The sequence below is a fragment of the Sporomusa aerivorans genome (assembly GCF_041428895.1).
Lineage (GTDB): Bacteria > Bacillota > Negativicutes > Sporomusales > Sporomusaceae > Sporomusa > Sporomusa aerivorans.
This window is the reverse complement of sequence record NZ_CP156926.1, coordinates 1,768,714-1,783,849: the sequence shown is the minus strand read 5'-3', so window position 1 is coordinate 1,783,849 and position 15,136 is coordinate 1,768,714. Positions and strand designations below refer to the sequence as shown.

Genomic DNA, 15,136 nt, shown 5'->3' with positions numbered 1-15,136 from the left:
TCTGCGGTTAAGATGCGAAATATAATTGGTTTTTATGTTTTCAGGACCAAAGGCCCACGAAATTAGTTCCATAGACTGATAATTATATATGCTTTTTTTAACGAAGAATAAGATAGGTAATATTTTACTTTCGGCCGGTAATGACCCAAGGAGGAATCGTCTGTGGACGCACGTTTTGTCAATCCATTCATTGTGGCGTTAACAACTGTACTGCCGCAGCTTGGATTTAAAAGTATAGTACGGGGAAAACTCTACGCCAAAGAACAGTTTATCGACAGTCAGGGTGTACTCGTAAATGTTCAGCTAACCAATCAGGTCTCGGGAAATGTGGCTTTTACCATGTCACAGGATTCCGCCAAGCGGATCTCGTCTGTCATGATGATGGGAATGGCCGTAGAAAGTTTTGATGATGTAGCGCAGAGCGCCTTATGTGAAATGATAAATATGGTTACATCCAATGCTGTAAATTCACTAAACAAGGAAGGCCTCGCGGTGGGCTTGGTGCCGCCGGCATTATCGCAGGACAGCGCGCCTTTAAAAATTTGCAACTCTAGCTTTATCGGTATCGAAATGATTATTGACGAGCTGCCTCTGCAAATAGGCATTGGCCTAAACTAGCGTTAGCTTTTGGCCAAGAGCAAAGATGCGCGACAAATCATCCGGGCGCTGCGCCAACGGCTGCGCATCCAGGTCCGGCAAGGTAATGCTGCCAAGATTTTTCACGCCAATCATTTTAGAGAATAAATTAACCACATGGAGTGAGCCGATAAACTGCCCTTCATAGGACGGTTGTCCGCCTGTTGCTATAAACAGACCCGGACGGAGCTTGCCGCTAAAAACCTCCCGGCGCAGTACATATTTTGCCGCCCAGAACGGCTGGCAGCGGTCAATCACAAGTTTTGCCTGCGCGCTCATACCGCTGAAATAAATAGGAGCAGCTAAAATAAAGGCATCCATAACCATAATATTGTCATATATCATTCCCATATCGTCCTTTATACAGCAGTGTCCGGTTTGTAGACAACTGTCACACGACTGGCACGGAGCAATCTTCAGCTGATGCAGGAACACCTTATGTACTTCTACCTTCCCATTCACCGCCGCGCCCCGCACTGCATCGTCAATAGCCATGCTATTGGTGCCGTTTGCTCGCGGACTCCCCTGCAGCGCCAATATTCGAAACATTAGTTTCCCCCCTTTGTTAGTTTTCAAACATGCCTGTCTAGTAATCTTCAATGCGATTATACCTGGCATGGAAAATTCAGTCAACTATCTCTTGATTTAATAATAACTTGACATTTATGAAAAACAGCGCTATACTGAAGTGGTTATTTACCATTGCGTTTTATATAAGCAACAACCATTAGAATAAGTAAATTCTGCCCTAATTTCTCTTTAGTCTAATGTGTACTTGGTAATATCACCGGTAATAGCGGCTGTGAACGTACTATTGCGTTCAATTACCATCTTTAATTAGATTACGGAGGATAAAAAGAATATGAGCTATCGTATCAAGCAACTAACAAGCCGGTTAGCCCTTTTTGGCTACTGCCGCTTTGAAATTGAAGCAATTATTAAGGATGCAATAGGCATTGTGTGTGTCGACAATCTTGATATTGCCCAGAGTGCAGCAGTAATAAACCACTTGGAAAAATACGAACAACTTGGATTACACTATTTAAAAACATACAGTAAATAGACATTAAAACGAGGGTGTTGAACTCTCGTTTTTTGTTTCACACTTTAGTCCAGGCGCTGTATAATAATGACGAGGTGATAAACTTGTACAGTAACATTGCCGCCTTCTTTATGACTGGAACAGGCAACTCCTATAAAGTGGCCGGCTGGTTTTTGGCAGCCTTTTCTTCAGCCCGGACAGTCTTGCGGCAGGTTAAAGAGAATCAGCCTGCCGGCATTCCTGCTGATACCGACCTCGTGATTTTCAGCTATCCTACCCATGGTTTTACAGCTCCCTGGCTGATGATAAAATATATTTTTCGTCTGCCGGCAGGCAGCGGTACCCATGCTGTCGTACTGCCTACGCGGGCCGGTACAAGGATTCTAGGCTATGCATTCCCAGGCATGGAAGGAACCGCAGGTTATCTTATAGCCCTGCTCCTATGGCTGAGGGGGTATAAGGTAAAAGCAGTCTCAGCCGTAGATATGCCATCGAACTGGACGGCCGTCCACTGGGGATTAAATGACGAGAATGTACAGGCCATCGTAACTAAAGCCCGGAACACGGTGCAAACCATTGCCCGGAGAGTTTCCGCCGGACACTCTTATTATAACGGCTTTATCCCGCTGCTCCTCGGGCTTGGGTTGGCCCGGATCTCTTTTATGTATATAATCCTGGCGCAATTTATCCTGGCCAAACTTTTTTTCGCCTCGGACCAATGCAACGGCTGTGCCCTCTGCCGGCGGATTTGCCCCAAGCAAGCACTGTCAATGACAGGGAATAAACCCCATTGGAGTTATTCCTGCGACAGTTGCATGGCCTGTATGAACTACTGCCCGCAAAAAGCTATCCAGGTCAGCCCCCTGATCGTTTTTCTGTTTGCTTATGTGTTGTCTTTGCCCGTAGCAGCCTGGCTGTCCGGTAAGCTAGGTTATGTATTTATGGACCTGCCGCAAATCCTTCAGTTTGTCTTACAGTACATGTATACGCTGCTAAGTGTTGCCGCCGTATACTGGCTGCTGCACCTCATTTTACGCATAAAACCGGTTGCGGCAGTACTGGCGAGTTTGTCCCATACCAAATACTTCCGCCGTTACCGGGCTCCGGGAGTATCTCTTAAGGATATTCACAAATAAACAACATGTTTAAACAGCCGCAAGGTTATACCCTGGCGGCTGTTATTTTATCTACGAAACTTTCCGGACTAGGCAGACTCTCAATCTCCCACCACGGCAAACAATCTTTAAGCTGCGCCACTGAATAGGTGCCTGTAGCCACACCGATAGTATAGGCATTAATGGCTTTTCCGCACTCAATATCATGGGGTGTATCGCCAATTACATAGATTTTATGCTGACTGGGATCGCCCCAATTCAGGCAAACGGATGACAAAGCCTGACGGGCTATATCTACCCGTTTCTCGTACTTACCGGCAAACGCACTGCAGGCAAAATCGAAATACCCGGCCAGTTCAAAGTATTTAAGTTTTACCGCGGCACCCTCGTGACTATTGCCTGTTAACAAGAGCAGCCTGTAATCCGCGTTCGCGTTCAGACAGGACAATATGTCGCGCACCCCCGGTAAAACCAGGCCCTTTCTGACTGCCAGGTGCTCAGGCAGTAACCTTTCGTAACTGCGGCACAGCGTATCTATTTCTTCGCAACTGGCCTCGCGCCCGAGTACCGATTCAATGATTTGTCTGGCAATATAATTATCAGTCATACCTGCTGCCATGATATTGTCAAAATTGACAGCCTTGCCCCACAATTCCTCTGCCGCCTGAGCAAAAGCAAACAGTCCGGCCTTAGATGTTCTAATCAAAGTTCCGTCGATATCCCAAAATAATATATGCACCTGACGACCTCCTGTTAACATATTAATATCCAGATAAAGATTTACAAACAGGGTATTGCTAAGCTAAAAGCAGACACGAAATTTACCCGTGTCTGCTTTAAACCATTTTTTCACCCGCTACCTGTGCAGTCTGACCGCATTAGATAGAGATACGATATAAATAAAATTATAATGCCAACTAGTGGAATTTACAAGAGCTATATATTTTGCAATGAAACCGTTCTTGCCAACCTTCATTCGTTACTTTTGTAAGTGGTAAGGTATTGTAGTTACAATTACGTTGTCCTTCAAAATAAGCACAGTCCTCAATATCCAGCCGGTCTGGTTATGTAGCAGGCGGTGCCACCAGCGCTTGGTCTCAAATTCCGGTATAATCACGGTGATGTAGTCTTCAGGCGCTTTCTTTTCTTCCATTTCCTCTATATAGTTGAGCAATGGCTGCATAACCAGCCGGTAGGGGGATTGAATAGTAACTAACTCTACTCCCGGATCCCAGCATTTCCACTTGGCAGCCACCCGCGCCGCCGATTCATCATCACTGGCAATATGAAGGGCAATTAAATTGTCACCGATAGTTTTCGCATATTCGATTGTCTCAAATACAACCCTGGTCGGACTTGAAACCGGTACAATCACCGTATTTTTCCGCCGGGCAACCGGCTTAATGGTATCCAGCTCCGCCAAGGGTAAATGCAACTGTTCGGCCATATCGTTGTAATGAGCTTTTATTTGCTTAAAAACATAGATCATAACCGGGATAAACACCAAAATAATCCAGGCGCCGTGAGAAAACTTAGTAATGGTAATAATCAGTACAACAAGTCCGGTAACACAGGCTCCCAAACCATTCACAATTACACGCAGCTGCCAGCCGCGCGGCCTTTCCCGCCGCCAATGAACGATCATCCCGGACTGAGCAATGGTAAAGGATACAAAAACACCAATTGCATACAGCGAAATTAGATTATCGGTATTGCCGTGGTAACCGACGATCAGAAACGCAGCCGCTATTGTTAATAAAATAATGCCATTTGAATAGGTAAGGCGCTCGCCCCTGACAGCCAGATAACGCGGCATATAACCGTCCCTAGCAACAATTGACAGAAGAATCGGCAAGCCGTTATAGGCTGTGTTGGCTGCCAAATATAATACTAGCATAGTAGTGACCTGAATATAAAAGTACAACGGCGTACGGCCGAAAATAGATTCTGCCAATTGCGATAAGGCAGTTACGCTTTCAATCGGCAGAATATGATGACCGAGAATAAGAAAGGTTATGCCGCTAAACATAAAGCCGAGGATACCTGCCATCCAATACGTTGTGGTTACCGCATTGCGGGCTTCAGGACTTTTGAACATGGGCACACTGTCGGCAATAGCCTCAATGCCGGTCATGGAACTGCAGCCGTTGGCAAACGCCCTGAGTATAAGAAACATCATGCCCCAGTCCAATTGTTGCCTGGCCAGCGATTCCTGGGGCAAAATAGCGCCTGACTGGGTTACAGCCTGATAAATGCCTGTCAGTAATAGACATAATATCCCTAATAAAAATGCATACGTTGGATAGACGAACGCGTTAGACGATTCTCTGACACCGCGCAAATTAATTAACATAAGAATCCCAAACAGAATGCAAAGATCAATAGTTACCTCTTTGCCAATAAGCGCCGGGAAAGCCGATACAATGGCCGCCGTCCCCGCCGATACACTTACGGCGGCAGTCAGAACATAGTCGGCAAAAATAGATGCGGCGGCAATGAGAGCCGGTAATTCCCCCAGATTTTTTTTGGCAACGGCATAGGCGCCGCCGCCGCCGGGATTTGCCTTTGCCACCTGAACATAAGATATAGCCACAATTCCTAGTAGCATGAGAATGGATATAGCGGTCGGTCCGATATAGCCATAGGCTAAAATCTGACCTGCCGCCAGGACAAGCATAATTTGCTCCGGTCCATAAGCTACCGACGACAAAGCATCAGATGAAAAGATGGACAGCGCTTTCCATTTTGGCAATCGCTCATGCGCTAATTCCGTATTATGCAGCGGTCTACCGATCAAAAACCGCCTGAGTTCTCTCATCAACGTAATCATTCCTCCAAGATGATCTGAAACTTCTCTGTAATTCTATTTTTGTGATAAAGTAAGCTGTCCCTATAGCGTTGTTCTCTTACCTCCCCTGTAACGCTGCCTGGTTTAACCGAAAATAAAAAACCGGTACAAAAAACCAAAGGTCCAGCCAATTGCTAACCTCTTAGTTTTCCGTACCGGCCTACTTTGCACCCGGACCGCAGTCCCTGTGTTTTGTCAACCAGACGTTACTTATAACCACACAATGAAACCCACTCCCCGGTTTTCCAAGGATAAGGCGTCCCTGTATGGTAAGATAATTTGATTTTGTGCAATAAAAAAAGACCCTAAGGTCATAAATGACCTCTTGCTTTAGCCTACGAAGTTAGCTGACGGGTAGGATGGCAAGAGCTACAACATCCCTTCTGTTTCATAACAGAATTAACCCCAAAGGTGGGTCCTCCGCTTCCAATCGGAACTCGGCCTGTTCAATTACTTAAATAGTAGCAAATGTATAATTCTAAGTCAAGTCCTTTATTGGTGGGCATTCAAGGCCGCTCGGCAACACCATTTATTTACATTAATGAAGTAAATACCGGTTTGCAGCGAGCTTGAGAAAAAAGCGCAGAAGAAGTACAAAACTAAGGGGGAGGCTACCCTCCCCCTTTTTCCAGAGCACCCATCCCTATAGCAGTCAGTCACTGTACATAATACATCTTAACCTTATACAAACTAGCTTGCGAACGGGAACGAGACAATTCTTTGTACAACACGAAACCTGGTAATCAAATGACCTTTGGGTAAAGCAAAAAACACTATCCTGCCAGATAATTAACCTATTTGCAACAAACGGAAAACGGGAAAGTTTCCTACCTACTGCAGACTGGTTTAAATCTTTGGCGCTATAAGGATGGTGCTTACTTAGATAATAACATAAGGACGGCTCATTTGCAAGCCTATTTATCAGAAATTTTTTTAAAAAAAATATCCTGTCCTATTAAAATGCTCCAGACTGGGAGAATTAAACTTGGGCCAAACCGCGCATTGCTCTTACGCCTCGGGGCAATTTGACAGTACCGGTAATAAAAATAACAGAAACTCCCGGGCTTCACTGGCGACTCGGGAGTTTCTGTTTATTGTAGCTCAGTACAGAACTAATCCAGGAAAGTGGCCTTGTCCTCAACAGACTTGCGCACAGGCGCTTTCCCAATGAATTCAGGGTAACCTACGCAAAGGATAGCAATCGGATCTTTATCTTGACTAATGTTAAAAATATCACGGACGTCACTCTTTTCAAACAGCGAAAACCAAAGTGTCCCTAATCCTTGCGACTGGGCCGCCAGCTGCATATTTTGCACAGCGGCGCTGCAAGCCTCCAAATACCCGGGACTCGGCTCGTCAAGAAACTGTTCAGCCCCATTACGCGCCGGATCCCCCACAATCACAATCAATATCGGCGCCTGCACCAAAAATTCCAGGCTGAATGCCGGGAGCCATTTCCACCCGCTGCGATCGGCCAGCTTGTCTTTCGTCAGATCGGCAACACTCTTCAATCTGGTGTTATATTTGGCGTTTTGCGTTACAATAAACTCCCAGGGCTGTTTATTGGCCGGCGAAGGCGCATAGATGGCCGCCTCTAAAATCCGGTTAAGTTTTTCCCGCTCAACAGGCTGACTTTTGAAATTGCGACAACTCCGTCTTGTAACAATAGCTTCAAAGCAATCCATGTAACCTCCTCGCAGTTTCCCGCTTTTCAACTAACTCACATTCCTATTTTTTAAAAAACGAGTCGGTCTTATCCTGATCCCAGCCAAGAATTTCTTGCAAAATCTCACCAGTATGCTGCCCTAACAGCGGGGCATGCTGTTCAACCTCCCCGGGAGTAGCCGACAGCTTAACAGGTACACCCGGCATCTTTAATTTCCCCGCCACCGGATGGTCAAGCTCCACAATCATATTACGGGCGGCAATGTGCGGGTCATTGACAATCTTGTCAACAGTATTAATCGGTGCGCAGGGCAGTCCGGCCTCTTCGAGAATACCCAGCCATTCTTGAATGGACTTGGCTTTAAAAACTGCATCCAGGATAGCGCCCAGCTCTTTGGAGTTGGCGGTACGGTTGGCGTTGGTGTCAAAGCGGGCATCCTTTATCAGGTCCGGACGCTCCAGGATATTGCACAGGCGTTCCCAAAGGCGGTCGTTGCCTGCGCCTACAATGATATAGCCATCCTTAGCTGTAAAGGAAGAAAACGGAGTAATCGAGGGATGACGGTTGCCAAGCGGTCCGGGAACAACTCCCGAAGTAACATAGCGGGAAATTGCATTTTCCAGTACGGCTACCTGGCAGTCCAGCATCCCTACATCCACTTTTTGACCTTCGCCGGTCCGGGCCCGGTGAAACAGGGCAGTCATAACACCATATGCGGTAAACATACCGGCAATAATATCACCAACCGATGCGCCAATACGGGTTGGCTCCCCGTTCTCGGCGCCGGTAATGCTCATAATACCGCCCATGGCCTGGACGATAATATCATAGGCCGGTTTATCACGATAGGGGCCGGTATGGCCAAAGCCGGAGCAAGCGGCATAAATCAGCTTGGGGTTGATCTTCTTTAACTCTTCATAGCCGAGGCCAAACTTTTCCATAGTACCGGGGCGGTAGTTTTCTACAACTACGTCAGCATGCAGTACCATTTCTTTAAACAGCTCGCATTCTTCCTGACGTTTAAAATTCAGCGTCATCGAGCGTTTATTGCGGTTCAGGCTCATAAAGTACGCGCTTTCCTTACCGACAAACGGACCAAAGGCCCGTGAATCATCCCCTACTCCGGGTGGTTCTATCTTTATAATATCGGCCCCAAAGTCGGCCAACATCATCGTGCAGTAAGGACCGGCCAAAACCCGGCTTAAATCCAGTACCCGTATTCCTTCAAGAGCTTTCATTGTCAATCTCTCCTTTGTTTTTTATTAGATGTAATAGAGGGTTAAGAAATAAAAAAGGACAGAATGAAATAAATCTTCACTCTGTCCCTCATACTCTAACTATCAAAATTTATCTGCCTAAATGCATTAATCCCAAACCGGCCCGTTCATGATTGGTCAACGGATGAATAGCCGACTCCCCGAACAAAGCTACCGCAATCCAGGCCTCGTCTCTCACTATGGCTATTTTGACGGCTATGCTGGCGCTACTGGCGACATTGACTAAAATTCCCCGTTTGGCTTCATCGGTAGCATGCAGTAAAGCGTGATAATTCGTTGGCGTCTTAGAAATAATGCCGCTGTTTAAAGCTGCGCCAAGCACCGATTTGGTGACTTTTCCCTGGAATTCAGACACAGCCGAATTCCCGCCTACTTCTGTCACAACAAAGCGAAACCCCTGGCCGGTCAGCATCCTTTTCACAGCCTCTTCATCGGCCATGGTACGGGTTAACGCCAATAGCATGGCAGCAGTGCCAACGCTGCGGACACTGTCTTGCATAAAAGCTTGATTACAATCTTTCATTACTCTATCCCTCTATCTCACTATATACTAATTTTACATTATTCGTTATATTTCGTCAAGATACACCATGCAATCCACCCCTGCAAAACGATGTTAAAGTAAACTTGAGCTTTCTTTCAGCACAATAAAGAAAACACGGCCTCAGCCGAGCCTTTGGCGAAAGCGGAAGCCGATGTTGCCCTTATCCAGGCGAAAATTATACTTTCTATCAGGATAAAAAAAGGCTCTACACTAGCAGTGCAGAGCACAGGGTCAGTACTTTATTAAAGCGCAACCGGCAGCAATTCCACTTCGCCGCAGGCCAGCAGTTTGCAACAGCCAGCATAATAACAAGGCGCTCGTCTATTTTACCAATACCAGTCATGCTCTGGGTGACAGCTTTTTTGCTGAAGGCAGGTGCCGCTTATTTTAGAAACAAAACTACGACCAAGGTTAATGTAGCAATAGTCAGAGCCGGCGGGTCAACATGAGTATCGCTGCTATTCATAACCTTACCATAGAGATCGCCAAGTAAAGCTCCTAAAATTCCAAACAATGCGCCCATCCAGATGTTGCCGGTAGCTGCCGCCGCCAGTGCCGCCGGCAGTGCGACATGGTGGGTTACAGGCCCTACTCCCATAAATTGTACAAGTATTAAGGTGGTAGCGGCAACCCCAAAGCCTAGAACAACATTTTTAGTCACAATGGCTGCATAGCCGGATATTAAGCCAACACCCAGGCCTAATGCGATCAAGAAGAGAGCTGTCTTACCGTCCGGCAGTGAGTAGCCTTGAAATACTTTTCTGCTGCCAAACAGAAGCTGTGCAACAACACCGGAAAGGCCAACGGTAAGAGCTACCGTATCGGTTGGAGTACCTACACCGGCAAATAGCTTCTGTGCCATAAGACCGGCTGCACCAAATATTCCACCTACCAGAAGAACATAGCCGTCATTTAATTTTGCCAACGGCGTCAAAATATCTTTACCTGATTCTAAACTGCCGCGTTTTGCGGCAAATGCCGCCGCTGCTACCCCCCCGGCAAAAGAAATATGAGGTCCAAAATAGGGGCCGAAAGCCATGTCAGTCATGTTAGCAAGAACCAAAACACCTGTCATGATGAAAGCAGGTAAAGCTCCAAGGGCTGCGCCGAGGATACCGCCTCCGAAGGCTGCAGCGATTTCCACAATCGGAAACATAGATAATTCCCACCTTTCGGAATTTTTTATCGAAAAAAAATTTTAGAATAAAGCCTGATGGAGACTATGGTGCGGTGCGGCAATAACCAACTGATCCACAAGGAACCCGCTGTCTTCGATGGCATTGCTGCCGGCGCGCACCGCCGCCGTTACGGCGCCGACTTCGCCGGTCAACGATACTAGGGCTTTTCCGCCCATCCCGCGGGCCAGGCGAACTTCCAGAATCTGCACAGCCGCCGCTTTAGCGGCTGTATCGGCAGCCACAATAGCCGAAGCTACTGAATAGCTTTCAATAATCCCCAGTGATTTGATCTGTTTAACTTCTGTACAACCCGATAGCGCCTGGAAAATATCAGGATGAATATTGGGCAGCACGAATTCATCGACTATGTTTTCCGACCCGCCAACACTTTTACCGCTGCGCACGGCGCTTTGTACGGCGCCAACATCACCGCCGACCATAACAACATACTTACCCGGGCACAGGGGTTGCGACAAAAAGAGTTCAACATTGGCCGCTTTCAGCATGGCATCAGCCACTAAAATGCCTTTAGTAATGTTTTTTATTTCCAATAAGCCTATGGCACGTTTCATTTTCATTCTCCCCCTGCTGCATTACACGCTTTTAATCCCGATTGCTTGGTCCACAGCATAAACTTGTCCTGATATACTGGCATGCAGGCTAACGCCTACCGCAGCCCCTTCCGGAATGACGGCAATCACGTCCCCTTTGGCAACCTGATCGCCAACATTTACAACCGGTTTGGCCGGAGCACCGATATGCTGAGATAGCAGTATTCTGACATCTTTGGCTATAGCAGCCTCCATATTCAAGGGTGCTTTGACATCATATTTTTCGAGGCCCAGACGATATAAGAGACGCTTGGTGGGGATGAGCCGGTACTGCCGGTTGGTACGGGGGCTTTGCGGTTTGGCATTATGAGGATTTTTCAGGCGCGCCTGGCCAAACTGCCGTTTTAATTCCGCATTTACCCGGCGCGGCGACAGGCCCATAGTACAGCCAAAAGTATCACATGCGCCGCATTCAGAGCATAACAGTGCCCTGGTAACAACATCGGCCTCATTATATTGCCCGCGGCCGATAGCCTGCATAATGCGGTGCGGTTCCAGGCTATGACCTAAGAGATTGCGCGGACAGACGTCGGTACAGGCCCGGCAATTACAGCATACGGCTTTGGCCCGGTTGGCAATCGCCGCCCAGGTTGTGCTTTTCTGACTAATGAGCGAATGTTCTTTCGGCAACACGATGATGCCGCCGGTCGTCTTGGTCACCGGCTGATCATCGGTTGTCAGTTTCCCCATCATAGGCCCCCCGTCGATTAGGGCATAATCACGAGCAGTAGCCCCGCCTGCCAGGGCAATCAGTTCCCGGATGGCCATCCCAATAGGGACTTTCAGGGTTACCGGTTTACTTACAGCGCCCGTTACCGTGACATATTTCTCTGTTACCGGCTTACCGGCAAGCGCTTCGGCAACGTTTATGAGAGTTTCCACATTGGCTACCACAACCCCCACATGCAGCGGAATACCGCCCTCCGGAACAATTCTGCCTGTCACTTCATGCACCAGTACTTGTTCGTCGCCTGCCGGATAAATATCTGTCAGAAAAGCCAGTTCAATTTCCTTTTCATTGGTTTGCTTTAATTCGGCCTCAAGCTTGGTTACGGCTTCCGCGTATTTGCGTTTCAGACCAATGACGCCGCGCCTTGCGCCGGTAGCCAGCATGACAGTTTTTAGTCCTATGATCAGCTTGGAACTTTCACTGGCCATAAGGAGCTGGTGGGCTCGTAAGAGCGGCTCGCACTCGGCTCCGTTGACAATTACTGTATCGACACTGGCGTTAATTTTTACGTGAGTGGGGAAACCGGCGCCGCCGGCTCCCACTACGCCAGCTGCCTTGACGGCAGCAATAATTTCTTCCCGCATACTTCACCTACTCCCTTTACCTATCCTGTACTCACACAATGGACAGTGCATCCACCAGAACGCAACGACGCTGGCGGGTAAAGCTGCGTGCAGAGGTAAGCCCTTCGCCGGTCGGTCCGGCGATCGTAAAAGTAGTAAACCCTTCGCCGCCAACGCCGATACCGGCGTAAGACGGAGCGTTTTTTACAAAAATCGTTGTTTCGATAGCTTTGGCCAAGCGGGTTAAGTTATCGACATTCTTAGAGTGCATGATGGCGGTATGACGATTGCCATGCTCGACCTTTACAGCCAATTCGATGGCTGCATCGATATCTTTCACCTGCACAACCGGCAGCACCGGCATCATAAGTTCCTCAATAACAAAGGGGTGGTCGGCCTCAGTCTCACATATGACGGCTTTAATGCTGTCAGGCACATTGATACCAATTTGGCTCAAAATGTATTTGGCGTCTTTGCCGACAAAGTTTTTATTGACGGCATACGATTTTTTCGGTTTTTCCGTGCAGCCGGCAGCCGCCAGTTCTTCCTGCTCGGTTAAAATCACTTTGGCCAGCCTGTCAATATCCTGCCCGGAAATTAAATAGGCGCCATAGCGCTGCATATAAGACATCAGCTTATCGGCTACACTCCCGACGACAATAACTTCTTTCTCAGCAATGCAAGGCAGGTTATTATCAAAGGAGCAGCCGTCAATGATGTCTTTGGCGGCCTTTTCAATATCCGCGGTTTCATCAACCACGGCCGGCGGATTGCCCGCCCCGGCGCCGATGGCCTTCTTGCCGCAGGACATAACGGCTTTTACAACCGCCGGACCGCCGGTTGCTACCAGCATGTTAATGCCCGGATGATTCATCATGGCATTTGTGGCGGAAAGAGATGGCTCCGCCACTGCCGTCAGCAGGTTGGCCGGACCGCCGGCTTTTACAATAGCTTCGTTTAGTAATTTGATTGTTAACAGTGAAGTGTTTTTGGCCGTGGGATGCGGGCTGAACACAACCGCATTGCCGGCGGCAACCATCCCGATACCGTTACAGATTACGGTTTCAGACGGGTTGGTTGTCGGCGTAATAGAGCCAATAACCCCATAAGGTCCCATCTCAATCAGGGTTAAGCCGCGGTCACCGCTCCAGGCTTCACTCTTTAAGTCCTCTGTTCCCGGACTTTTGGCGGCGGCCAGCTTATTTTTTAAAACTTTATCGGCGACCCGTCCCATACCGGATTCTTTCACGGCCATTTCGGCCAGTTTTTCCGCGTTTTCACAAACCGCTTTGCGCATACCGGCAATAAGTTCTTCCCGCTTCTCAATCGACAGTTTTTTAAGCTGTTTCTGGGCAGCACGGGCAGCAGACACAGCGTCATCTATAGTTTGAAAAATACCGCCATCACCGTGTGCGGATTCGGGCTCTAGCCCCTGAACTCTGGCCATTACTTCAGCTGTAATTTTTGCAATTAAATTCTGATCAATAGTCATGTATTTTCCTCCTCCGTTCCTGGGCATCCTTTTTAAAAGGCAGCCAGACCGGCTTTGGCTACAGTCATATCTTCGTCGACTGATCCGCCGCTTACACCGATTCCACCAACCAAAACGCCATTTTCCCACAGGGGGAAGCCGCCGCCGAATACAACCATCCGGCAGCCGTCGGTGGTATTTAAACCATATAACATCTGACCAGGCTGCGATACGGCAGCCGCTTGGTCTGTAGACATTTTAAGCGCAACTGCGGTATAGGCTTTATTGAGTGCTATGGAAACACTGGCGAGCAGTGCGTTGTCCATCCGTTCCTGTGCGACAAGATTACCGCCGGCATCAACAACAGCAATGACCATTGGCACGCCAATCTCAATTGCTTTTTTCTCGGCAGCTTCAATCATCCTCTTGGCTCTGTCCAGCATATCAGTCGTCCCCCCGTCAAATTGCTCGCGTTCCTTAAGAACCTGCATTACAGCCCGGGTTACCTTAGCAATCAAATCTTCCTGTTCAACACACCTTGCCAGCACAAACAAAAGGTCGGATAACCGGTTCAAGTAGAGTGCAACCGGTGTGTGGACGGTTTCGGTACGCCTTAGTCTGACAATACAGCGTTCGGCGCGCCTGACAATGGTTCGTGCCAGATCAAGCGCTGCACTGGCTGATGTTTCTCCCGGGGTAACAAAGTAGCGTTGCGGAATACGCTGCTGTTCCAGCTTGTCAATTATATTTTCCAATCTTTCTACATGACCGGGAGTAATCCGGTACTGGTTGCTGTCAGTCACAGAGCCGTCGGTTGCCAGGTCGGCATTTAAGGAAATAAGTTCCTTTTGAATGCCATGAATAATATCAACGGCCCACTCCTTATCGGTAAGGGATTTGGCCAGGCCCATAGCGGCATTGGCCTCGTCCACCGTACCATAAGCGTGTACCCGGACGCTGTCTTTAAAGACCCGTTCTTTGCTCAGCAGGCTGGTTTTACCTTCGTCGCCTGTTTTGGTATACACTTTCATGGCAGACTACTCCTCGAGTAAACTTTTATTTATCTCGATGCTGTCAATAATCCCCACAATGGCTGCATCTACTGCCGACTGGGGGTTACCGGTTACATGACGGGCAGAGCTGCCATCGACCACCAGCACCGTCTCACCGGTACCGGATCCGATAGTGTCTACCGCCACGACCGGTTCACCGGCCGGACGATTGCCAAACCTGAGCGGTTGTACAATTAAGAGCTTGCTGCCCGTCAGGCTGTCATCCTTAGGGGTAGCCACAAGTGTGCCGATGATTTTTCCTACCCACATGTTTTTTCATCCCCTCATAAATTCGAGTAATGAAATTGCCACGCTATCGTCCGCAATAACTTGAGTGATTAGGCCATTGCGAGAAAGTATGACGAAGCAATCTCACTTTTTTGTCGGTTATTGTTTTTCCAGG

The 15,136-nt window shown here is 48.1% G+C and carries 15 protein-coding genes and 1 riboswitch; of the genes, 3 read left to right on the top strand and 12 right to left on the bottom strand.

The features are described from left to right. The first annotated feature begins 162 nt into the window (after window positions 1–162). The gene (locus tag SATMO3_RS08065; RefSeq protein WP_371379890.1) at window positions 163–618 is read left to right on the top strand and encodes a chemotaxis protein CheX; all 456 of its coding nucleotides are present in this window, start codon (window positions 163–165) and stop codon (window positions 616–618) included. On the opposite strand, the gene SATMO3_RS08060 is transcribed toward SATMO3_RS08065, so the two are convergent. Beyond that, window positions 610–1,185, bottom strand: coding sequence for a flavodoxin family protein (locus SATMO3_RS08060; protein ID WP_371379889.1), 576 nt, complete (start codon window positions 1,183–1,185; stop codon window positions 610–612). The two genes, SATMO3_RS08065 and SATMO3_RS08060, sit on opposite strands and share 9 nt — an antisense overlap. 313 nt (window positions 1,186–1,498) lie before the next feature. Here SATMO3_RS08060 and SATMO3_RS08055 point away from each other — a divergent pair, with 313 nt between their 5' ends. After that, window positions 1,499–1,699, top strand: a complete 201-nt coding sequence (locus SATMO3_RS08055) for a hypothetical protein (RefSeq protein ID WP_371379887.1) — start codon at window positions 1,499–1,501, stop codon at window positions 1,697–1,699. A gap of 74 nt (window positions 1,700–1,773) precedes the next feature. Beyond that, window positions 1,774–2,814, top strand: a complete 1,041-nt coding sequence (locus SATMO3_RS08050) for an EFR1 family ferrodoxin (protein ID WP_371381686.1) — start codon at window positions 1,774–1,776, stop codon at window positions 2,812–2,814. A gap of 25 nt (window positions 2,815–2,839) precedes the next feature. Here SATMO3_RS08050 and SATMO3_RS08045 read toward each other — a convergent pair whose 3' ends face one another. The 11 genes from SATMO3_RS08045 to SATMO3_RS07995 form a co-directional block, all read right to left on the bottom strand. Continuing rightward, entirely contained in the window at window positions 2,840–3,532 is a 693-nt protein-coding gene (locus SATMO3_RS08045; RefSeq protein WP_371379885.1) for an HAD family hydrolase, read from the bottom strand. A 240-nt stretch (window positions 3,533–3,772) separates the two neighbouring features. Continuing rightward, on the bottom strand, window positions 3,773–5,614 hold the full coding sequence (locus SATMO3_RS08040; protein ID WP_371381685.1) for an APC family permease: 1,842 nt from the start codon (window positions 5,612–5,614) through the stop codon (window positions 3,773–3,775). A 344-nt stretch (window positions 5,615–5,958) separates the two neighbouring features. After that, a riboswitch (cyclic di-AMP (ydaO/yuaA leader) is annotated at window positions 5,959–6,094 on the bottom strand. A gap of 659 nt (window positions 6,095–6,753) precedes the next feature. Further along, the gene (locus SATMO3_RS08035) at window positions 6,754–7,326 is read right to left on the bottom strand and encodes a nitroreductase family protein (RefSeq protein WP_371379884.1); all 573 of its coding nucleotides are present in this window, start codon (window positions 7,324–7,326) and stop codon (window positions 6,754–6,756) included. 43 nt (window positions 7,327–7,369) lie between these two features. Beyond that, window positions 7,370–8,545, bottom strand: a complete 1,176-nt coding sequence (locus SATMO3_RS08030; protein WP_371379882.1) for a CaiB/BaiF CoA transferase family protein — start codon at window positions 8,543–8,545, stop codon at window positions 7,370–7,372. Between the two features lie 109 nt (window positions 8,546–8,654). Next, on the bottom strand, window positions 8,655–9,107 hold the full coding sequence (locus SATMO3_RS08025) for a HutP family protein (protein WP_371379880.1): 453 nt from the start codon (window positions 9,105–9,107) through the stop codon (window positions 8,655–8,657). Between the two features lie 403 nt (window positions 9,108–9,510). Further along, window positions 9,511–10,284 (bottom strand): hypothetical protein, encoded by a 774-nt coding sequence (locus tag SATMO3_RS08020; protein ID WP_371379878.1) that lies wholly within the window; start codon window positions 10,282–10,284, stop codon window positions 9,511–9,513. Window positions 10,285–10,326: 42 nt separating this feature from the next. Beyond that, window positions 10,327–10,878 carry a BMC domain-containing protein gene (locus tag SATMO3_RS08015; RefSeq protein ID WP_371379877.1) on the bottom strand — a complete coding sequence of 184 codons (552 nt, stop codon included), beginning with the start codon at window positions 10,876–10,878 and terminating at the stop codon, window positions 10,327–10,329. A gap of 21 nt (window positions 10,879–10,899) precedes the next feature. Further along, window positions 10,900–12,231 carry an SLBB domain-containing protein gene (locus SATMO3_RS08010; RefSeq protein WP_371379875.1) on the bottom strand — a complete coding sequence of 444 codons (1,332 nt, stop codon included), beginning with the start codon at window positions 12,229–12,231 and terminating at the stop codon, window positions 10,900–10,902. 31 nt (window positions 12,232–12,262) lie between these two features. Next, window positions 12,263–13,702: an aldehyde dehydrogenase family protein gene (locus SATMO3_RS08005; protein ID WP_371379873.1), complete on the bottom strand. Its 1,440-nt coding sequence runs from the start codon at window positions 13,700–13,702 to the stop codon at window positions 12,263–12,265. A gap of 32 nt (window positions 13,703–13,734) precedes the next feature. Next, the gene (locus tag SATMO3_RS08000) at window positions 13,735–14,712 is read right to left on the bottom strand and encodes a cob(I)yrinic acid a,c-diamide adenosyltransferase (RefSeq protein WP_371379871.1); all 978 of its coding nucleotides are present in this window, start codon (window positions 14,710–14,712) and stop codon (window positions 13,735–13,737) included. 6 nt (window positions 14,713–14,718) lie between these two features. Beyond that, window positions 14,719–15,003 (bottom strand): EutN/CcmL family microcompartment protein, encoded by a 285-nt coding sequence (locus tag SATMO3_RS07995; protein ID WP_371379869.1) that lies wholly within the window; start codon window positions 15,001–15,003, stop codon window positions 14,719–14,721. Window positions 15,004–15,136: the final 133 nt, after the last annotated feature.

Excerpts from the sequence above, each read along its gene's own strand:
- SATMO3_RS08060 (WP_371379889.1), bottom strand. The coding sequence starts at position 1,185 with ATGTTTCGAATATTGGCGCTGCAGGGGAGTCCGCGAGCAAACGGCACC.
- SATMO3_RS08055 (WP_371379887.1), top strand. The coding sequence starts at position 1,499 with ATGAGCTATCGTATCAAGCAACTAACAAGCCGGTTAGCCCTTTTTGGC.
- SATMO3_RS08035 (WP_371379884.1), bottom strand. The coding sequence starts at position 7,326 with ATGGATTGCTTTGAAGCTATTGTTACAAGACGGAGTTGTCGCAATTTC.
- SATMO3_RS08030 (WP_371379882.1), bottom strand. The coding sequence starts at position 8,545 with ATGAAAGCTCTTGAAGGAATACGGGTACTGGATTTAAGCCGGGTTTTG.
- SATMO3_RS08025 (WP_371379880.1), bottom strand. The coding sequence starts at position 9,107 with ATGAAAGATTGTAATCAAGCTTTTATGCAAGACAGTGTCCGCAGCGTT.
- SATMO3_RS08020 (WP_371379878.1), bottom strand. The coding sequence starts at position 10,284 with ATGTTTCCGATTGTGGAAATCGCTGCAGCCTTCGGAGGCGGTATCCTC.
- SATMO3_RS08015 (WP_371379877.1), bottom strand. The coding sequence starts at position 10,878 with ATGAAACGTGCCATAGGCTTATTGGAAATAAAAAACATTACTAAAGGC.
- SATMO3_RS08010 (WP_371379875.1), bottom strand. The coding sequence starts at position 12,231 with ATGCGGGAAGAAATTATTGCTGCCGTCAAGGCAGCTGGCGTAGTGGGA.
- SATMO3_RS08005 (WP_371379873.1), bottom strand. The coding sequence starts at position 13,702 with ATGACTATTGATCAGAATTTAATTGCAAAAATTACAGCTGAAGTAATG.
- SATMO3_RS08000 (WP_371379871.1), bottom strand. The coding sequence starts at position 14,712 with ATGAAAGTGTATACCAAAACAGGCGACGAAGGTAAAACCAGCCTGCTG.
- SATMO3_RS07995 (WP_371379869.1), bottom strand. The coding sequence starts at position 15,003 with ATGTGGGTAGGAAAAATCATCGGCACACTTGTGGCTACCCCTAAGGAT.